The sequence below is a fragment of the Rhodococcus sp. UFZ-B548 genome, from assembly GCF_903819475.1.
GTDB classification, from domain to species: Bacteria; Actinomycetota; Actinomycetes; order Mycobacteriales; family Mycobacteriaceae; genus Rhodococcus_F; species Rhodococcus_F erythropolis.
In genome coordinates this window covers 36790-56765 of sequence record NZ_CAIJDS010000051.1, presented here as the reverse complement: position 1 = coordinate 56765, position 19976 = coordinate 36790, and the positions used below count along the sequence as shown (strand labels likewise).

The 19976-nt window shown below is 61.6% G+C and carries 20 protein-coding genes; 10 read left to right on the top strand and 10 right to left on the bottom strand.

Annotated elements, in window-relative coordinates:
• Together H7C86_RS30000 and H7C86_RS29995 are read left to right on the top strand one after the other, a co-directional pair.
• On the top strand, positions 1-1028 hold a 1028-nt coding region (locus tag H7C86_RS30000; RefSeq protein ID WP_182262765.1), incomplete at its 5' end, for an HNH endonuclease signature motif containing protein.
• A gap of 144 nt (positions 1029-1172) precedes the next feature.
• Positions 1173-1988: a siderophore-interacting protein gene (locus H7C86_RS29995; protein WP_166501594.1), complete on the top strand. Its 816-nt coding sequence runs from the start codon at positions 1173-1175 to the stop codon at positions 1986-1988.
• A gap of 9 nt (positions 1989-1997) precedes the next feature.
• Here the strand turns inward: H7C86_RS29995 and H7C86_RS37500 are convergent, their stop codons facing one another.
• Positions 1998-2402 carry a hypothetical protein gene (locus H7C86_RS37500; protein ID WP_242459737.1) on the bottom strand — a complete coding sequence of 135 codons (405 nt, stop codon included), beginning with the start codon at positions 2400-2402 and terminating at the stop codon, positions 1998-2000.
• A gap of 115 nt (positions 2403-2517) precedes the next feature.
• Here H7C86_RS37500 and H7C86_RS29985 point away from each other — a divergent pair, with 115 nt between their 5' ends.
• Positions 2518-3474 (top strand): proline dehydrogenase family protein, encoded by a 957-nt coding sequence (locus tag H7C86_RS29985; RefSeq protein ID WP_182262764.1) that lies wholly within the window; start codon positions 2518-2520, stop codon positions 3472-3474.
• Between the two features lie 60 nt (positions 3475-3534).
• Here H7C86_RS29985 and H7C86_RS29980 read toward each other — a convergent pair whose 3' ends face one another.
• The 3 genes from H7C86_RS29980 to H7C86_RS29970 form a co-directional block, all read right to left on the bottom strand.
• The gene (locus tag H7C86_RS29980; protein ID WP_019746286.1) at positions 3535-3978 is read right to left on the bottom strand and encodes an SRPBCC family protein; all 444 of its coding nucleotides are present in this window, start codon (positions 3976-3978) and stop codon (positions 3535-3537) included.
• Positions 3979-3981: 3 nt separating this feature from the next.
• Positions 3982-5535 (bottom strand): succinic semialdehyde dehydrogenase, encoded by a 1554-nt coding sequence (locus tag H7C86_RS29975; protein ID WP_003943578.1) that lies wholly within the window; start codon positions 5533-5535, stop codon positions 3982-3984.
• Between the two features lie 78 nt (positions 5536-5613).
• Positions 5614-6930, bottom strand: coding sequence for an MFS transporter (locus H7C86_RS29970; protein ID WP_021332663.1), 1317 nt, complete (start codon positions 6928-6930; stop codon positions 5614-5616).
• 71 nt (positions 6931-7001) lie between these two features.
• Between H7C86_RS29970 and H7C86_RS29965 the strand changes: the two genes are divergently transcribed.
• Complete coding sequence (locus H7C86_RS29965; protein WP_092765217.1) at positions 7002-7973, top strand: GlxA family transcriptional regulator; 972 nt, start codon at positions 7002-7004, stop codon at positions 7971-7973.
• Between the two features lie 30 nt (positions 7974-8003).
• Entirely contained in the window at positions 8004-8381 is a 378-nt protein-coding gene (locus H7C86_RS29960; RefSeq protein ID WP_003943558.1) for a DUF5313 family protein, read from the top strand.
• Between the two features lie 7 nt (positions 8382-8388).
• Here the strand turns inward: H7C86_RS29960 and H7C86_RS29955 are convergent, their stop codons facing one another.
• Positions 8389-10116: an oleate hydratase gene (locus H7C86_RS29955; protein ID WP_182262767.1), complete on the bottom strand. Its 1728-nt coding sequence runs from the start codon at positions 10114-10116 to the stop codon at positions 8389-8391.
• A gap of 46 nt (positions 10117-10162) precedes the next feature.
• The gene (locus tag H7C86_RS29950) at positions 10163-11089 is read right to left on the bottom strand and encodes a TetR family transcriptional regulator (protein ID WP_182262763.1); all 927 of its coding nucleotides are present in this window, start codon (positions 11087-11089) and stop codon (positions 10163-10165) included.
• 115 nt (positions 11090-11204) lie between these two features.
• Between H7C86_RS29950 and H7C86_RS29945 the strand changes: the two genes are divergently transcribed.
• The 3 genes from H7C86_RS29945 (at position 11205) to H7C86_RS29935 (ending at position 15631) form a co-directional block, all read left to right on the top strand.
• Positions 11205-12158 (top strand): cyclase family protein, encoded by a 954-nt coding sequence (locus tag H7C86_RS29945; protein WP_182262762.1) that lies wholly within the window; start codon positions 11205-11207, stop codon positions 12156-12158.
• The gene (locus H7C86_RS29940) at positions 12155-13804 is read left to right on the top strand and encodes a class I adenylate-forming enzyme family protein (protein ID WP_060938732.1); all 1650 of its coding nucleotides are present in this window, start codon (positions 12155-12157) and stop codon (positions 13802-13804) included. The genes H7C86_RS29945 and H7C86_RS29940 overlap by 4 nt, the downstream gene beginning before the upstream one ends.
• Positions 13805-14182: 378 nt before the next feature.
• Positions 14183-15631 (top strand): histidine-type phosphatase, encoded by a 1449-nt coding sequence (locus H7C86_RS29935; protein WP_182262761.1) that lies wholly within the window; start codon positions 14183-14185, stop codon positions 15629-15631.
• On the opposite strand, the gene H7C86_RS29930 is transcribed toward H7C86_RS29935, so the two are convergent.
• Positions 15577-15960 (bottom strand): helix-turn-helix domain-containing protein, encoded by a 384-nt coding sequence (locus H7C86_RS29930; protein ID WP_069146723.1) that lies wholly within the window; start codon positions 15958-15960, stop codon positions 15577-15579. The genes H7C86_RS29935 and H7C86_RS29930 overlap by 55 nt on opposite strands.
• Positions 15961-16114: 154 nt before the next feature.
• Complete coding sequence (locus H7C86_RS29925) at positions 16115-16573, bottom strand: hypothetical protein (RefSeq protein ID WP_019746277.1); 459 nt, start codon at positions 16571-16573, stop codon at positions 16115-16117.
• A gap of 170 nt (positions 16574-16743) precedes the next feature.
• Between H7C86_RS29925 and H7C86_RS29920 the strand changes: the two genes are divergently transcribed.
• Positions 16744-17640, top strand: coding sequence for an oxygenase MpaB family protein (locus tag H7C86_RS29920; protein WP_021342356.1), 897 nt, complete (start codon positions 16744-16746; stop codon positions 17638-17640).
• 182 nt (positions 17641-17822) lie between these two features.
• Here the strand turns inward: H7C86_RS29920 and H7C86_RS29915 are convergent, their stop codons facing one another.
• Complete coding sequence (locus H7C86_RS29915) at positions 17823-18287, bottom strand: GNAT family N-acetyltransferase (protein WP_182262760.1); 465 nt, start codon at positions 18285-18287, stop codon at positions 17823-17825.
• Positions 18288-18437: 150 nt separating this feature from the next.
• Here H7C86_RS29915 and H7C86_RS29910 point away from each other — a divergent pair, with 150 nt between their 5' ends.
• A complete protein-coding gene (locus H7C86_RS29910; protein ID WP_259349326.1) occupies positions 18438-19013 on the top strand; it encodes a hypothetical protein in 576 nt (191 codons plus the stop codon).
• A gap of 10 nt (positions 19014-19023) precedes the next feature.
• Here H7C86_RS29910 and H7C86_RS29905 read toward each other — a convergent pair whose 3' ends face one another.
• The gene (locus H7C86_RS29905) at positions 19024-19959 is read right to left on the bottom strand and encodes a tyrosine-protein phosphatase (protein ID WP_019746272.1); all 936 of its coding nucleotides are present in this window, start codon (positions 19957-19959) and stop codon (positions 19024-19026) included.
• Positions 19960-19976: the final 17 nt, after the last annotated feature.

Below are 19976 nucleotides of genomic sequence, written 5' to 3'. Positions count from 1 at the left end.
TGGTCGGGTTGGCGCGGTTGTTGATGCTCGAACCTGTTGTGGCGGATGCGTTTCACCGTGGTGATGTGGATGCGTTGAAAGCCCGTCAGGTGGCGTCGTTTTGTCAGCATCCACCGAAGAACATGACCCTGGCGGATGTGGACAAGGCCCGCGGGATTCTGCTCGGGTTGGCGTCGAAGAACATCGCGGATTGTGATGCGGTGCGGGCAGCGATTCGGCGGATCGAGAAGCAGTACGGAAAACGCGAGGATGGCGTTCCGGTCGGGGAAGATTCGGAGCGGAATGAGTTCTACGCCTCGAAAGGCTTGTACGGGCGGGTGACTGTGAAGGGCGACCTAGATGCTGTGAACGGGGCGCGGTTGATCACGTTGTTGTCGAGTTTGTCGGCGCCGACGCCGGAGAAGGACGGTGTCAAGGACACGCGTACTCCGGCATTACGGCGTGCGGACGGGTTTTGCGAATTGTTGCGCCGGTACGAGCGGGCGGGGTTGGGTCCGATCGAGGGCGGGGTGAAACCGCACATCACGATCACCGCGTCCGCGAAAGACATGACGGATCTGCAGGCCTTGAAGGACTTGCTGCCGTCGACGGAGGAACTCGGGTTCGCGTGGACGGATTGGGTGGGTCCGATCAGTATCGATACCGCACGGATGTTGGCGTGCGACTGCACCGTCACCCGGATCCTGTTGGACGAGAATGGTGTTCCGCTCGAGTGCGGTAAGGAAGCGAGAACGGCGACGGTGCCGCAGCGGCGGGCGTTGGCGGTTCGTGATGGTGGGTGTGCGTTTCCGGGGTGTGGGACTCCGTCGGGGTGGTGCGATGCTCATCATATTGTTCACTGGAATGATGGTGGCCCAACAGATCTCGACAATCTGATCTTGTTGTGCGGTCATCACCACCGGACGCTGCACCACACCGAGTGGCGTGTCGAGATCGGCCCGGATCGGAAGACGGTGTTCTATCCGCCGATGTCCGTTGACCCGTATCAGCACCCGATCGGCGGGAACAGCCCACCGACAGCCGCCTGAACGGGCATAACTGAAAATGCCAGCGTATGCCCCGGGGAATAACCATGCCCCGGGGCATACGCTGGCATTTTCGGTTGCGCTCGATGTCCGTCTTGCGACAGCATCTGTCTCCACTTCGACACGCAGGACCAATAGGGTCGAGGCATGTCTTTCTGCGAACCCGCCCGCGTTGTCACCGTCACGTCCCTGACCCCGCACATGCGGCGAATCAGCATCGAGGCAGAAGGTGACTGGCACTGGCCGACCGGCGGACAAGGCGACGAGCGCATCGATATCGCGTTCCCGAAACCCGGTGAAACAGAAGCAGATTACGACTACTTCAACAATCCCGACTACGGCAAGGCCGATCTCGGAACCGAGCCACCGTGGCGGCACTACACCGTGCGCAAGGTGCACGACGGTGGCCGACGTCTGGACATCGACTTCGTCGTGCACCCTGGCGGTATTGCAGCGGATTGGGCCCTGCGGGCCGAACCAGGTCACCTACTAGGCGTCTTCTGGTCGGACAGTTCGCGGTCCCACTACCAAGCACCGGCGGGTCCTCGCTGGCAGCTGCTGGTCGCAGACGCCACGGGTCTCCCCGGACTGGGCAGGATTGTCGAAGAACTTCGAGAGGGCGATGTCGCACAGGCGATCATCGAGGTCGAAACCGAAGAGGATCGACAGGAATTTGTCACTCGCGGCGACGTCACGTACACGTGGCTCGTGGGGAGTGGCCTCGGAAAGGCGCCGAGCGCACTGTTCGAAGCTGTGGAGAAGATCGAGTTTCCCGAATCCGAATCGGCCGACATCTACGCGTGGGTGGCGTGCGAAAGCGCAACCAGCCGTCGTATTCGTAAGCATCTGAGGGAAGTTCGAGGAATTGCTCGCGACAAGCACAATGTTGTCGGGTACTGGCGAGAGGGCGCCGACGGCCACGTTTCCGGCATGAACAGCGAGGAAGTCACCGTCGGCGCCTGAGCGCCGTGATCACTCTGCCGGCAGTGTGTCGGTAGATTCTGCGTGAGCCTGCTGCACGTCAGCCGGCTTTTCCGCCAGCATCTCGAACAGTGCACGGCGTGCCTCGGCAAGAATTGCCTCTGCCTTGGCGACCTGCTCAGCAGTCCCACCTGCGGCTACCGCGACAGCGGCACCTCGGAGTAGACCCATCGCGGGACGGAGCGCTGCGCCGGCTTCACCGAAGTGAGGGCGGCCGTGTCCGCGCTGACCTTCGCGACCGCGTCGGCCTTCGGGGCGTCCTTCTGCTCGGTCTTCGAAGCGACCCTCGGGGCGCTCTCCATCGAATCCTCGACGGAAACCGTGTCCACGATGCGGGCCTCGGCGGCCATGCTCGCGACGTTCTTGCATTTCTGGGTTGTTATGTGGGGCGTACATGTTGTCCTCCTGGACTGTCTGTGTTTGTTTGACGTATCGACGATATATCGACAATAGATCGAACGCAAGGGTCCGGAGAATAATTCCCGCACCCTCGTCCGGATACGCTGAAGCCGTGAACACGGATCTACAAGCCCAGGCCGCAGACGTCCTACGCCGCCTCGCACTCGACGAATCCCTGAAAGAACGCACCATGGCGGACGCTGCGACTGCAGCACTCGCACGGAAAGTCGCCGCTCGCTACATCGGCGGCGAAACCATCGACGACGCCTTCGATCGTCTTCCCTCGATCTTCGCCCGAGGGCACAAGGCGAGCATCGAATACACCGGGGAAAGCGTCCGGGATCCCGAGCTCGCGAACGCCGAAACCGATGTTTTCGTGGAACTGGCGGAACGGATCGGCACGTCGGGTGTCGACAGCACCGTGTCGTTCGACCTCTCACACATCGGCTTGGTGATCGATCCGGAGCAGTGCTTTCGCAATGTCGTGCGCCTGGCCGAGGCCACGGAACACGCAGGTGCCGAGCTGATCATTTCCGCCGAAGCGTCCGATCGCACCGACCTGGTCCTCGACATGCATGCGCGGCTGACCGAGCGTTTCACTCACGTGGGAATCACCGTTCAGGCCCGACTGCACCGGACCGCAAAGGATCTCGCCGCTCTGCTGGACCGACCCGGTCGCATCCGTCTCGTGAAAGGCGCCTTCCTCGAAGCCGAATCCGTCGCCTACCCGCGCGGTAGTGCCGAACTGCGCAGCGCGTATCTCGACTACGCAGGCCGAATCGTCGACTCGGGTCACCAGGTTTCCATCGCGACGCATGACCGCGACATCCTCGAAGCATTGCGCGCCGAGCATGATTCGAAGCTCAGAGCCGAACATGTGGAGTTCGAGATGCTGCTCGGCCTCGGTACCGAGCAACTGGACGCACTCCGAGCCGCGGGCTTCACCACACGCGAATACGTCATCTTCGGAACACAGTGGTGGCTGTACGTACTCAATCGCATCGCCGAAGAGCCGGAGCGTGTCTACACCGCGCTCATCGACGCCGCGCTTGTCACCACTGCAAACTGATCCGCAGCAACACAAGTGGGGCTGCACTCGAATCGAGTGCAGCCCCACTTGTGTATGTTTCTAGCTCTCCAGAAACGCCTTGATGCGCGCCAGAGTGGTTTCCATTCCGGTCTGCATCAGCTGATCTCGACCCCGACCGAGTAGGCCGCTACCCGACATCATGCGGACGTAAAGCGCAGGCGTCGCATAGATTTCACGAGTCTCGGTAAGCACAGTGCCCGTTCCCGAAGGTTCGAGCACGTACGTCCACCGAGCCTTCGGCTCGTCCGATTCGAAGGAGAACTTCCGGCAGTCGACCACGTCGACCACCGTGCAGTGCGTGCTCCACCGAATCAGGCCGTGCTTGTTGGTGCCCTTGAACTTTGCGCCCACGGTGCCCGGGGTTCCGGAAGTCCATGTTCCGCCGGTGTTTTCAGGGCTGAAGCGACCCATACCTTCGATGTCGCTGACAACCTTCCACACCGATACGGGAGTTGCCTCGATGTACGCGCTGGCGGTTTCCACCCGTTACCGGCCCGGAACCCAGGACATGATCTTGATGGCGTGAGGCATGAGCTTTGCCCACACCTTGGCCGGAAGTCCGCGCGGTCCACCGAGATTCATGACGCGGGTGGTGGCAACGGTCTGCGGCTCGGTGTACTTGATCAGCCCCTCGGCGCCGTGACGACGACCGACGCCCGAGACACCCATGCCGCCCATCGGTGCTGCGGTGCTGCCCCAGGTGGGTGCGTAACCCTCGTCGACGTTGACGGTGCCGGCGTGGATGCGCGCTGCGATGGCTTCGCCGGCAGCCTTGCTTCCCGCCCACACACTGGCGTTGAGGCCGTACTCGGTGTCGTTGGCCGCAGCGATGGCCTCTTCGACGTCCTTGACGGGGTAGATCGAGACGAGCGGCCCGAAGGTCTCGTCGCGGTAGCACTCGGCGTCTTCGGGAACCCCGGTGAGCAGGGTGGGCTCGTAGAACAGCGGTCCGATGTCCGGGCGGGCCTTGCCGCCGGCAATGACGGTGGCGCCCTTGACCACTGCGTCGTCGACATGCGCGGAGATTGCCTTGACCTGGGCCTCGGAGACCAGGCTGCCCATCTCGATTCCGAATTCGTAACCAGCGGCGAGGTTCATCTTCTTGACGCGGTCACCGAACATACGGATGAACTCGGGTGCGATGGACTCTTCGACGTAGATGCGCTCGATGGAGATGCACAGCTGACCGGAGTTGGAGAAGCACGCACGCACGGCGGCGTCGGTGACCTCGCGCAGGTCTGCGCCGGCCGCGACGATCATCGGGTTCTTGCCACCGAGTTCGGCGGAGAAGCCGATCAGTCGACGGCCGGCCTGCTCGGCGAGGAGCTGACCGGTCGCGGTGGAACCGGTGAACATGAGGTAGTCGGTGTTCTCGACCAGCGCGGTGCCCACGACGGAGCCCGGTCCGGGAACCACGGCGAAGAGGTCGCGGGGCAGTCCCGCCTTGTAGAGCAGTTCGACGCAGGCGAGCGCGCAGTACGGCGTCTGACTGTCCGGCTTGAGGACAACGGCGTTACCGGCGAGCAGCGCGGCGATGGCGTCGGACACGGCCAGCGTCATCGGGTAGTTCCACGGCGAGATGACGCCGACGACACCCTTGGGCTGGTAGCGGACGACGGTCTTCGTCAGACCCGGGAGCATGCCGGAGACGCGACGCGGGCGCAGCAGCTTCGGAGCCACACGTGCGTAGTGACGCGACGTCATCGAGATGTCGAGGACTTCTTCCTGAGCTGCGGTACGCGACTTTCCGGTCTCGGCCTGAGCCATGTCCATGAGGGCGTCGCGGTTCTCGAGGATGAGGTCGCGGTAGCGGTGGAAGACGGCGGCGCGGTCGAGGACGGAGCGCTTGGCCCATTCCTTCTGGGCGACGCGGGCACGGGCGATGGCCGCAAGTGCGTCGTCGGCGGTGCCGACGGGGATGGTCGCCAGCTCCTTGCCGGTGAACACCTCGGTGATGGACTTCGTCGGGCGATCGGCAACATTGTCGATGGCGATCAGATCGGCGAGCCGCGAGAAGGTCGCAGCGGACGGAGCAGGCATTTCAGTACCCCTACTGGTGAGTAGTTCTTGGAGTTACACACAACTTACCCCGTCGGTGGTACCGATCACAGTGCCGAATCAGACAGAGTCAACCAATACTGCCTCTTTCGGACGTTTTGCGATCAACAACGACATGACTGCAGCGATCGCGCAGAGCGCGCCGGCCACCAAGAAGGCAGCGTCGTACGAGCCGATCTGATCACGAACGAGGCCGGCCAAAAAGGCCACCAGACCCGCACCGATCTGATGAGATGCCAGCACCCAACCGAACACGATGGGAGCGTCGGCGCCGAAGTGCTGACGGCACAGCGCGACCGTCGGCGGAACCGTCGCCACCCAGTCGAGCCCGTAGAAGATGACAAACGCGATCATCGGCGGATTCACGGTGTTGGCGAGCAGCAGCGGCAGGAAGAGCAGCGAGATTCCGCGGAAGAGGTAGTAGATGCCGAGAAGTTTTCGCGAGTCCATCCGGTCGGTGAACCAACCCGAAGCAATGGTGCCGACCATGTCGAGGATTCCGATCAACGCCAACAGGGACGCGGCCGTCGTGATCGGCATTCCGTGATCGTGCGACGCCGGGACGAAGTGCGTTCCGATCAGTCCGTTGGTGCTCGCGCCGCAGATCGCGAAGGTACCGGCGAGAAGCCAGAACACCTTGGTCTTCGACGCCATCACCAGCACCGAGATCGCCCGGCCTCCGGCGCCGCCGCGCTGGTAGACAGGCTTGGCGGGTGGGGCGTAATCGGCGGGCGCGCCGTACGGCGTCGTTCCCACGTCTGACGGATAGTTACGCAGGAACAGCAGAACGAACGGCACGACGGCCAGTGCGGCAAACGAAACTGTGAAGGCGACGCTCTTCCAGTCGTACGTTTCCGCGAGCTTCGCCAGGACCGGCAGGAACACCAGCTGACCGGCAGCACCACCGGCCGTCAGGATGCCGGTCACGAGACCACGCTTTTCGACGAACCAGCGATCGACGACGGTGGCGACAAACGCCAGCGCCATCGAACCCGTACCGAGGCCGACGAACACACCCCACAGCAGAATGAGCTGCCAACTCGAGGTCATGAAGATCGTGAGACCACTGCCGAGCGAGATGAGCGCCAACGCCGAAGTGACGACCGCCCGGATACCGAACCTTTCCATCAGGGCAGCGGCGAACGGCGAGGTCAGCCCGTACAGGATCAGGTTGACCGAGACGGCGGCCGAGATGCTGGCGCGCGACCACCCGAAATCCTCGTGCAGCGGATCGATCAGCACCGATGGGGCAGCGCGGAAGCTCGCCGCACCGACCAATGCCAGGAATGCCACGATCGCGACGGACCACGCGCGGTGAAAGCGCGGGGGGCTCACCTGCTGCGGGCCCGATTCGGGGAGAGCGGTCTCAGAAGTCACAGAGAGAATTCTGCAGTTCGGATTCGATCGAGAACAGTGGCCAGATTGCCAATATATGAAAGAATCGAGCCATGTCTGGTCCGCATCGCGTCGTCGTACTGGCTCTGAACGGAGTCATTCCCTTCGAACTCGGGATCCCCGCGCGTATCTTCGGGCGTGCCCTCGACGTCGAGGATCGGCCGCTGTACGAGATCCTGACGTGCACCGTCGACGGCAATCCCGTGCAGACCGACGCTGACTTCAGCATTTCGGTCGACCATGGGAGCGAGTTGCTCGCCACCGCCGACACCGTCGTCATCCCCGCGTCGTACGAATTGGGCCCGGCCTTCGACGAGGGGTATCTCTCCCCCGAATTGGCCGCAGCATTCGAACACATCCGCCCGGGGACCCGGCTGGTCTCGATCTGCACCGGTTCGTACATCCTCGCCGCGGCCGGTTTGCTCGACGGACTCCGCGCCACGACGCATTGGCGCAACACCGACCATTTCCAGCGTGTCTATCCCAAGGTGAACGTGGATCCCGACGTGCTGTTCGTCGACGAAGGCCACATCCTGACCTCGGCCGGCGTGGCGTCAGGCGTCGATCTCTGTCTGCACATCGTCAGACGCGACCACGGCATGGAAGTGGCGAACACCGTCGCGAGGCGTTGCGTCGTACCGCCGTGGCGCGACGGTGGTCAAGCGCAGTACATCCGCCGCCCACTGGCTGACAAGCCTTCGGAATCGACTGCCGACGCTCGGCACTGGGCCCTCGAACATCTCGGCGATCCGATCACGCTGGCAGACCTGGCGACGCGTGCCAACATGAGCGTCCGCACGTTCAGCCGTCGATTCCGCGACGAAGTCGGAACCACGCCGAACCGCTGGTTGACCAGCAGACGCGTCGATCGGGCACGTGAATTGCTGGAGGAATCCGATCTGTCGATCGATGCAATTGCAGCTCGAACCGGCTTCGGGACTGCGACATCGATGCGTCAACACATGAACGAAGCGCTCGGCGTTTCACCGAGCGCCTACCGACGCACGTTCAAGGCACCGGCGTAAGCGGCAGTACCAGGCACTATCCTGGAGACCATGGCCGAACAGACTCGCCCGAACTTTCCCCAGTACTGCGGATACCTCCTGGGGAAGACGCTCCCCGACCGGTACCAGGACTGGGTGCGGAACGATCTGGTCGGACCGGGTGCACAGGCTCGCTACATCATTCGTTTCACCGTGCCGGCGACGCTGATTCTTCTGCTGTTCCTGTTGATTCCGGGACCGATCTGGATTCCCTTGGCCATGATGGCCTTGTTGCTCATCCCGCTCGCGTACTTCGTCGTGGCGCTCGGGACCATCTACCGCCGTCACCGACTGCTGAGCCACGGACTCGATCCCGAATTGCTCGACGAGAAGGCCCAGCGCCGTGCCGATCGCACTCGCGAGGACTACGAGAAGCGGCACGGTCGCTGAGCACCCCTCAGCGGAACATCGTCACTGCGGCCTTGGCGAGGACCTTCGGATCCTTCTCGTAGTGATGCATCTTGGTGAGCTTGTCTTCCGGAATCCCCAGGAACTTGTAGACGGCCACCTGAGCGCAGCGCACCGAGTACTGCTCGGTGAACACCATGTCGAACGGCAACTCCGCGAACTGACTGATGAAGGCCAGGTTCTTGGAGTGCTTCGGCACCACCAGCGGCCGGTCGCCGACGGCTCGCCGATTGAACAGCGCACTGGCGTAAGGCATGTGGCTGGGAATCGAATTCACGACGCTGTCCATAATCTCTTGTCGGCGCGCGGCGAGCGCACCGCTCTCGTCGAGTGCCTCGAGATGCCCGAGAGTCTCTTCCAGCATTTCCCGGCCGGTCATCTCGATGAACGGCTTCTTCACGTAATCTCCGTCCTTGCGCGGGAACAGACAGTAACCCCAGAAGACTCCTTCGTTCTCCTTCTGCGCGTGGTAGTGCGGCTCATGGTGAACCACGATCGACAGAAGCACGTTCGAGTCCACGAACGTGTTGAGTGCATTTCCGGGGAGCTGCTTGGTGATTCGGGAAATCTCGTTGATGAGCTCGTGTGACGAAGTGGTGACGGTGAAGCTGGTCCACTCACTCTGCGCCCGGTCCCCGAAGAACTTGTCGGGATTCCCGAGATCGTAGAAATGCTCGGTGGCCTGCTTCCACAGCAGCGCACTCGGCGCGTATCTCATGTCTTCGACGATCGGAGTATCCAGATCGCCGATCGACGAACTGTCGGTGATGCTGCCGTTGGTGTCGAAGACGAAATCGCCTTCCGCCACGTCGATTCGGCCCTTCTCGCCGGTGCGGACGTTCTCGTAATCGAGTCCCGTCACGATGATCTCGTCTCGAAGCGGGGTGTCCTTGAACACGAACTCCGTGATCTTCAGTTCGTTGACGAACTTCACGCCCTTACCTTGGAGGAAGGTCCGCATCGGCAAGATGATGCTCTCGTACTGGTTGTACGGGGACCTGGTGACACCCGCAAGCGTCTGAATGCGGCTGAACTCGAGAATCATTCGGTTCATGTACCGGCGAAGCTCCATCGCCGAACTCACCCGCTTGAAAGCGAAAGTGGTCTCCCACATGTACCAGAAGTTGGTGGTGAAGAAGTGCGGAGTGTCCTCGAACCACTGCTCGATGCTGATGTCGTCGAGTTTTGCCTCGTCCGACTCCGGCATCGTCATCAGCTTCGTCAACAAGTACCGGTCCTTGTTGTCGAATTGCATGTGCTTGTAATCGTTCTCGCCCTTGTTGCGAATACCGTCTCGGTCGATCAACCGTGCGACGTCATGCGTGGGGTGCGCGTGGTCGAAGTCGAGAATGTCATCCGTCACCGACTTTCCCGGGTTGTCCAGCGACGGAACCGCACTCAATATGTCCCAGAGGTTCTCGTAGGTTTCCTCGTTGAGCATGCGGCCGCCGCGGTTGATGAAACCCGCGTCGTTACCGAGTTCGCGATGGCCGTACTGGTGCTGAAACGTAGCGGCGGATTCGCCGTCGTTCGCTCCGTGCATGTCCAGGCCCATGATGGTGATGTCCTCACCGTTCCACTCACCGTCTCGAATCAGATAGACGGCAGCCGAGAGGTTTCCGATGCCGGCACCGATCATGTAGGCCTTGTGAGACAGATTGGAAGACATTGGGTTTCGTTCCTTACTCGAGTCGCGGTACGGATACCTTCCAAGCATGGACCCGTTTGCCCGCAGGCGCATCACCCGAGCCGGATGACGTCCGTCACGGTCGTTGAAGGCGCACCAGATCGAGCGCAAAACGCACGTAGTCACGTGCGATTTCCTCGGGCGTTTGCGGCCCACTCGGCCGATACCATTGCGCGACAGAGACACACATCACGACAATCGCACGCGCGGCCTGTCGCGGCCGATCCGTCTCGAACACACCGGCGGCGATTCCGTCGTCCACCTGCTTCGTCATCAACCACTGCTGGTAGTTGCGTGATTCCGTGATGCGCAACCTGTTCTCGGCTGTGAGACTGCGCATTTCACTGGCGCCGAGAAATCCTTGATCACGCCGATAGATATGGAACAAGGTCACACATTCGACAAGGAAAGCCAATCTTTCGTCGGGACTTTCGCCCTCTTCGATAGCCGCCAACGATCTCGTGTTGAGTTCAGCCATGGTGAGGTCGAGAATTTTGGCCAACATCTGTTGCTTACTGGAATAGTGGTGATACAGACCCGGAACACTCATCTGCGCACGTTTGGCGATCTCACGCATCGCAGCGCCGTGATATCCGGTCTTCACCATCTCCGCGAGCGCGGCAGCCAACACCGGATCGAACGAACTCGGACCGAACCTTCGCCACTCGTTCGGGCGAAAATGTGCGTCCGGGTCGGCGTCGTCGCCTCCCCATCGCGGCTGTTCCGGCGGACGCACTATCGCAGCCGGGAGCAGAGCGTCGAAACGCACTCCGAGAATCCCGCCGATTGCCGCCAACCGGTCGACGCTGACTCTGGTCTTTCCGGTCTCGACAGCGCTGAGGGTGGCCGGGCTGACATCGAGACGCCTGGCCAATTCACGCAGCGAGAGCCCGCTGTGACGCCGCGCTTGCCGGATCGACGCCCCGATCAGGACAGCATTCTCAAATTCGGTCACAGTGTTCAGTATTGCCGAACATAGGATTTCCAACAATGCGATGACCACGGAAATCTATGAACGTGTTGACTACTAGTTATCGGCCTGAACATGATGTGGATCACAAAGACCCAGGTCCGCCCGAGCGATCGTTCGGTGTCGGTAGCGAGAGGATCGAATCACCATGACCGAGGCGCCATATCTTGGAGAACTCCTGCGCGACGCACCCAGCAACTGGGGCAAGTGGGGAGAGTCCGACGAGGTCGGTTCACTGAACTACCTCGACGCCGGACAGGTGCTTCGCGGCGTCGGAACCATCAAGCAGGGTTCCGTGTTCACACTCCAACGTCTTATCGGCGATCCCAAGGGTGATCCGGTCTGGCCGGGCCGGAGCCCCGCCGAGCGCACACAGATCTTCGACGAGAGCAGCTGGGACGGCGACGACGCCCCCAACTTCCCCGGCGGCCTGCATTACGCGGACGACAAGATCGACGCATTCCTGCAGGGCTCGACGCAGTACGACGCACTCGGCCACGTCTGGTACGACGGCGCCCTGTGGAACGGATACTCGGCTGATACCACTGTCGGCGGCCTGGAGAAGGCCAGCGTCGAACCGATTGCCGACCGCGGCGTCGTCGGACGCGCAGTACTTCTCGACATGGCGAAGTTCCGCGGCAAGGAAAACCTCGACAAGGCCGAAACCTTCACGCACCATGATCTTTTGGCCTGCGCCGAAGCGCAGGGCGTCACCATCGAGAAGCGTGACATTCTCGTCATCCGCACCAACTTCCTCAAGCTGTTCTTCGACCAAGGCGAGGCCTTCTACGAGGGCTTCTGCGAGCCCGGCTTGATCTACAGCCCCGAACTCGTCCAGTGGTTCCAGGACATGGAGATTGCGAACCTCGTCACCGACACCATTGCCAACGAGGTCACCACCGACCCCGAAAACGGTGTGGCACTGGTTCTCCACAACGCATTGATGCGCAACCTCGGTGTGGTGTTCACCGAGATCTGCGATCTGGAGAAGCTGGCCGCGGACTGCGCGTCCGACGGCCAGTACACGTTCTTGTACGTCGCCGCACCGCTCAAGGTTGCCAAGGCCAGCGGCTCTCCCGTGAATCCGGTTGCCATCAAATGACATACGAAGATCGCCCTTGGTTGGCGTTGTACCGCAACGACGTTCCCCCCGACATCGACGTCGAACAGCCCACAATGCTCGAAATGTTGGCGGCGGCGGTCCGCTCTGATCCGGACGCCACGGCTGTGAAGTACTTCGACGGTCAACTCAGTTTCGCCGAACTGGATCAGCAGAGTGACGCCCTGGCCCGCGCACTACGAGCAGGTGGTCTGACGAAGGGAGACCGTGTCGCACTCTTCCTGCAGAACGTTCCGCAATTCGTGCTCGCCCTCGCCGGAATCTGGAAAGCCGGCGGCGTCGCAGTCTCGATCAATCCCATGAGCCGTGAACGAGAACTGGGATACCAACTCGAAGATTCCGGAGCAGCGGTTCTGATCGCTCTCGAGGGGCTCTACGAGTCCGTCGGCCGCAACGTCGTCTCCGACTCGCCGGTCAGGCGAGTCATCACCACCTCGGAACTCGAGTACCAAAGCCGCAACGATCCACGGGTTTTCGACGGAATCGTGAAGAAGGATCTCGGTACCGACGATCTCGCGACGCTGATCGACCAGCATCGTCTCGGCGATCCGATCACTACCGACGCTGCACCGGAAGACATTGCGGTACTGACCTATACGTCGGGAACCACAGGTCCGCCGAAGGGAGCGATGACCTCTCACGCGAATATGACCTTCAACGCCCAGGTCTACCGTGACTGGCTGGGGCTCACCCCGAAAGACACGGTTCTCGGCGTAGCACCGCTCTTCCACATCACGGGGTTGATCGGTCACATCGCGGTGTCCGTCCTGGCGAGAATGCCGCTGGTGCTGGCCTATCGCTTCCAGCCCGAGGTGATGCTCGACGCGATTCGTGAGCACCGCCCGACATTCACAGTCGGCGCCATCACTGCGTTCACCGCACTGCTCAACACTCCGGGTTGCGCGCCCGCAGACTTCACCTCCATGCGGTTGCTGTATTCCGGCGGCGCACCCATCTCGCCGACAGCCGCCGAGGCAGTCCGCGCCATGACCGGTGCTGCGCTGCACAACATCTACGGGCTGACCGAGACCACGTCGCCCACTCACGCCGTTCCCGTCGGGGCGGACACGCCCGTCGACCCCACGTCCGGGGCACTGTCCGTCGGCGTTCCAGTACCCAACACCGTGGTCCGCATCGAAGACGAGGGCGGTGCGGTCCTGCCGATCGGAGAGATCGGTGAATTGGTCGTCCGTGGTCCACAGGTGGTGCGCGGTTACTGGAACAAGCCGGAGGAGAGTGCGTCGGCCATTCGCGACGGGTGGTTCCACACCGGCGACGTTGGTTTCATGGACGAAGCCGGCTGGTTCTACGTCGTCGACCGTAAGAAGGACATGATCATCGCGTCCGGTTACAAGGTGTGGCCACGCGAGGTCGAGGACGTTCTTGCCGAGCACCCCGCAGTCCGTGAGGCGGCAGTCGTCGGGATCGCCGACGAATACCGCGGTGAGACGGTGAAGGCGTTTGTCAGCCTCGTCGCGGGGGCGTCCGTCACCCCGGAAGATCTGATCGATCACTGCAAGCAGCGGATGGCGGCGTACAAGTACCCACGCTCCGTGGTGCTGGTGGAGGAACTGCCCAAGACCGTCACCGGCAAGATCTTGCGACGGGAGCTGCGCACGACCTCCTGATCACAGGGCAGCGGGCGGACTTCACGGTCCGCCTGCTGTCTGATCGCGCACAGTTTTAGGTCGACCACGCAATCGGGGTAATGGAACAGTAATATGTGCTGAGTACCCACGGACAAACGGGAGACATCAGTGAGCAAGTTCGGACGTAAGAAGCAGCCCACGCCCAAGAGCTACCAGTGGCTGGCCATGACCCTCATCGCGTTGTCGCTCTCCGTGTCGATCGGGATTGCCGCCAAACCCTCCTGAGCTCGGCGGATCCGAAACTTGTAACCCCGCGTCCATCTGCACATGGGCAAATAGGAGCAATTCGGACGCTTAGCTGTTCTAACTTTCCTTCCGTCGTGTCACCTCGGCACCGACGGAGAGGATCAACTCACCATGCGAAGCTCACGCTTCGGCGTGCTGGCCGCTGCCGGCGCTGTCGGACTCGTGCTTGTCACCAGCAGCGTCCAGTCGATCGCCACGGCGTCACCGTTCGGTTCGCTCGACGCCGGTTCGAGTTCCGGTTCGACAGAGACACCGACCGTCAGCGACGGCGGCTTCACGTCCAAGACGCCCTACACTCCCGGCCAGCGCATCGCCGACTATCAGGTGCCGCCGACCGGATACATCCCGGTGTACACGGAAAGTGTTGCGCGCCATGGCTCTCGGGCACTGTCGAGCCTGAAGTACGACGACCTGAGCCTGCAGCTGTGGGAAATCGCCGAAGCCGAGAACGCATTGACACCAGTCGGCAAGGAATTCGGCCCGGCGCTTCGTGATCTCATGGCAGCCAACAAGAAGCTCGGGTACGGCAACCTCAGCGGACTCGGGGTCACCGAACATCGGCAGCTCGGAGCGCGCGTCACCGAGCGCCTCCCTCAATTGTTCGACGCCATCGCAGCGCAACAGGGCACCATCACTTTGACTTCGTCGGGCGTCGACCGTGCCGTGGACAGCGCCGAGAACTTCGCTCAGGGCCTGACCGGTGCGTTTCCGGCCGTCGCCGGCGATGTTGCGCCGGTGACCACGGATGCCGACCTTCTCTACTTCCACGACTCGAATGCAAACGCCGACTACAAGGACTACGAAGAGTCCGATCCTCGACTGAAAGCCGTCGACGACCAGATCGCCGATCTTCCCCGCACCCGCGAGGTCTCGCGGCACATGATGCTCAGGCTCTACTCGGAGGACTTCGTGAACCGGCTGAGTGCGGGCGAGTTCTCACTCGTCGACCGTGGCAAGGGTTCCAGCACGATCGACAACGAGGTCGACGCCGCGTACATGCTGTACAACACGTACATCATCACTCCGGGCATGGCCGAAGAAGGCAAGTGGAATTTCGAGCGGTTCATCGACTCCGACGACGCTCAGTGGCTCGCGTACACGAACGACGCCGAGGACTTCTACGCCAAGGGCCCTGGCTTCACCGGTGAAGACGTCACCTACCGGATGGCAACCGTCCTGCGCGACGAGTTCGTGCGCGGCTTGCAGGAACACACCGGCGACGCCGCCGTACCGGGAGCAGACTTCCGGTTTGCACACGCAGAAACGATCATCCCCTTCGCTGCGCTCCTGAAACTGCCGGGGAGCACCGTCTCGCAGGCCGAGGGTGATCTCTACACCTATGCGAACAACCCCTGGCGCGGAGCGAATGTCAGCCCGATGGCCGCCAACGTGCAGTGGGACGTCTACGCCGGACCGGACGGTGAACGGCTGGTCCGAATGCTCTACAACGAGCGCGAGACAGCATTTGCTGCCCCGTGCGCTCCGGTGAGCGCCGGGAGTTTCTTCTACACGCCGGCCGAACTGGCCCGCTGCCTACCGGAGATTTCACCGGCGGCCTGAGGTCCGGCAACTCGGGATCCAGCCAGCGGTCGACGAGGGCGCGCCCATGCCTGGTGCAACGCCAGCATGCGCGCCTTCTCGTCGTCTTCCATCAACAAGGCGTCGCAGATACGTACGATGACCGGAGCCGAAACACCAACGGATGTACCCTGTTCCAGTCGCTGATAGTGATTGAAACTGATGTCGGCAATCTGCGCGACATCACGCCGACTGAGTCCGTGCATACGGCGAGCACCCTCGCAGCGCATGCCGACCTTTTCGGGCGCAAGACTGTTTCGTTTCTCGACGAGCATCTGGCTCATCAACTGACGCGCGCTCGACCCGTTCACGTCGCCACCTTTTCCATCCCTGAAATATGCTTTCAACTAACACGTTTCAGAATATGGGATGGGACGGACACGGCGGTATCTCCGAGATGACAGATAATCACGCGATACCGCCAACCCTGTGCCCGTTCAGGCTGTGACGATCAGGCTGTGACGATCAGGCTATGAACCTGCCGATCGTCGGATTCGACTGGCAGATGGGACTACTGCCCCAATTGATCGAACCGAACGCCGTCGCAACGACATTGCCGACGCCGGTGTTCACCGTGGCAGAGAGATACGGGTACGCCCCTACCAGGTCCACGATTCCGGACTTACCCGTGTCTGTGTTGACCCACGCAACGGTCACCTGACCCGCCGCCGGAATGGGCGCAGCTGCCGGGAACGAATCGAAGCGAATATCACCCTTGGCGATGGGCGGATTGGACTCTGGTCCGGACTGGCCGGTAAGCCCGGTCAACGAGGCCAGTGACCCCTGATTCGGGCACCCGATGGTGACGGCGGCGCCGCCGAAAGGGTGGGGCGGATCAGCCGAGGCGACTCCGGCGAACATGACGCTCGCGGCAATCGGTAATCCGATGGCCGCAAAAACCCCGGCCGTGCGTGTGACGCTCATAGCTGCTCCTCGGGTCGACAACACTTTCCGGATACCCCTGGTACAACGCCCGAAACGATGGAAAGTCGACTATTCACACCCCTAGACAACGCGTGTTGTCAGAACTACAGTCGGTGGTGCAGCTCACACCTACCTCTGCAGCGCGCAGACCAGTCCCAGGGAGTGTTCAGATGAAGCGCTACGACCTCCGCAGTCGCACGGATCGACTCGATCCCGAAACCGATTACGAAGAGATGTCGCGCATTCTCGCGGCGCAGGAGTTTCCCTGGGACATCAATCAGGCGCTCAGCTTCGCCCTTTTTCGCACGTACGCGGTCCCTTCCATCGGCAAGCTCCTCTTCTCGACGGGCGAGTTCACCGACAAGGTTCAAAAGCGCTACGACGACACCAGCCTGATCCTCGACGCCATCCTCGAGCACGGCCTCAGCAGCACCGAAGGCCGCAAGAGCGTGCGTCGTATGAATCAGATGCACGGTTCGTACGACATCTCCAACGACGACATGCTCTACGTACTGGCAACCTTCGTCGTCACCCCGGTCAGATGGCTCGACGAGTACGGCTGGCGGAAGATGACCGACAACGAGATCGTCGGGTCGACGAACTATTACCGCCACCTGGGTCGGTACATGAACATCAAGGACACTCCTGACACCTACGAGGGGTTCGTCAAACTTCTCGACGACTATGAGCGTGAACACTTTTCATTCGACTCCGGAGCGCGGGCCGTTGCCGATTCCACCCTCGACCTGATGTGCACCTTCCCGCCCAACAACCTGGCGCCGAAGGCTCTGGTCAAGGGATTCGCGTTCGCCCTCATGGACGATCACCTACTCGACGCCTTCCACTACAAGCACCCGAGCACCGCGATGCGCGTCGTCTCGCGCGGTGCGCTGAAGGTCCGTGCGCGTCTGCTGCGCTTCTTCCCGGTGCGTACGAAGCGGAAATTCGCCCGCGAGCTGCCCAACATCCGCAGCTACCCGAACGGTTACAAGGTCGAAGACCTCGGCACCTTCCCCACGGGATGCCCGGTCAAGCACCTGCAGGCAGACCAGCAGGCCCAAGCGTAGGTGCGTTGGGATACATCAGATTCACGGACGAGTTTGTCTGCGGGACGTTCAGGAGGCGATGGTCATGATTCCGATACCGCCGTACGGACTCGGTGACAGTTGGAAGATCTGGACTCCCTGGCTGGTTCCCATCGTGGAGTGGTGGAACTCCTGGCACCCTGCGCTGGGCTGAATCGCCTTTCTCAGGCCTGAATGAGGGAGAAGTCGCGACCAGTACGACGCAGAGTGATCAATTCGTGGTTCGTCTCGGCGTCGTGTCGGCGCCCCTCTTCTTCGAACTCCATCAGCGCATAGAACCTGCGGGCGCGATCGTTGAGGGTGTAAACCTCGAGTGTCACCTCGTCGTGCATGGTGGTGGCGTGTTCGACCAACGCCCTCCCGACTCCCAACCCCTGTGATGCCGGCGCGACGAACAGTCCCCCGATTTCGGAGCCGATCATTCCCAACAGGCCAACAACTTCGGAGTTGTGCTCAGCCACCCAATTGTCGGCCTGAATCAGATAGACCTCTCGCATCTTCTGCTCCCGCTCACCGGTCCCCTCGCCTGCAAGGAATGGATGGGCTTCACGGGCAGCGCGCGACCACAGGTCGACGACCACATCCTCATCCGAGGGTAGGTAGCGGCGAATGATCAGATCCTGGTTCACAATCCGACCATACCCTCCGGCATCAGAGAGATAGCCGGCGCTGAAAGTGACCAATTCTCGGTTCAACGCACGACGGCCTCGACGTAAACCAGTGGCAACAATTCCATTCGTTGCCACCCCACAATTACTGCCTTGTGCAAGGGTTGTCCGATGACTGACGGTGATCCGGTAACTAAGCGCGGAGGTCCGGCATCCTGGTGGAAGGTGATGGCAGTTGTCATCGCAGTGCTTGTCGCTCTCACATGCGGCATCATCGTGTGGTCCTTCATGCCGCCGGTTGTGTACTTTCCATTCTTTGCGGTCGCCGCCTCGGTATTACTCGGTTTGGGTGGAGTGTGGTTGATACTCAGCCTGATTGGTTGGATGAAGTACAAAACGCTCCGTTTGAGCACGATCGCGCCGGTGATAGTCCTCGTCACCGGCGCGCTCGTGACCTTGTCCGTCCCTTCGCGTGTTGCGTTTGCATTGTCGAAAGATTCGCTCGAAGCAGTGGCCGCGGATTGCCAGAAGTCGTTGGACAACCGAACAATTGGCGTCTACCGGGTCCTGCAGGTCTGGCCCGTCGGCAACGGGTGCCGCTTCCACATCGAGGGCGGTCTGATCGATTCGATCGGATTGGCGTACTTACCCGACGGCGCACCATATCTCGGCAAGCCCCGCCGCGACGGCGAGATCGGATACCAGGAGTTCGACGGCGACTGGTACTCGTTCGTTCAAGCGTTTTAGCGGCGCGCAACTAGTCGACGAGCTTGGCCTTCAGAAGTGCGATCGTGTCCGCAGTGAGTCCGAGACCTTCGGTGAGATAACCGTCGACGGTTCCGTAATCGCTGGCTATCTGCGCGAGTCCAGCTTCCAGGTATGACGCATCGACACCGAGGGCTGGCTCGAGATTGGTCGCTACCTGCGGGCTCAGGGCCTGAGAGATCTGCGCAAGGATCTTCTCGTTGGTCGCCTGAAGGTAGGTGTTGCTCAACAGATAGTCGTCCATGATCGTCTGGGCGGGGACACCAGCGATGGTCTGCAGCAACATCGCGGTCCAACCCGTGCGGTCCTTGCCTGAAGTGCAATGGAACAACTGCACCCCGTCACCAGCAGCGATGTCCGAGAGAACCTGCTTGAAGCCGGCACGGCGCACGGGATCGGTGACAAAACTACGGTTGGTGTCGACCAAGAACTGCTTGGCCTCTTCCGGCGACTTGATCGTTGTGGCGAGCTGAGTGAGATCCTTGAACTCGATGGGGATGTTCGTGTACGTCACACCGTCCGGGAGCTTGTCCGCGCCACCGATGAACGGGTTGGAGATCTCGGTTGAACCGCGGAGGTCATAGGCGTCGGCAAGTCCGAGGCCGGTGAGCGTCGCCTTGTCTGCGTCGCTGGTCGCGGTCAGCGCATTGGACCGGTAGATGACGCCGCGCTTGAGGTGCGAGCCGTCGACGGTGGCGTATCCCCTACCGTCATTGCCGGCGACGTCGCGAAAGTTGGCCACGGAGGCCAAGTTCGGTGTCGGCGCGAGCACAGGATCGAGCGAGCCGAGATCGACCGATCCCGTGTTGAGAGAGCCCAAGTCGAGCGGGATGGCCGTGGCGGGAGCGGCAAACAACAGGCCTCCGGTGACAACAAGTGCGGCGGCCTTCGCAGTGCGAGCGAACAACATTCGTGAGCGTGTGGACATGTGGCAGTGTCTCTCTC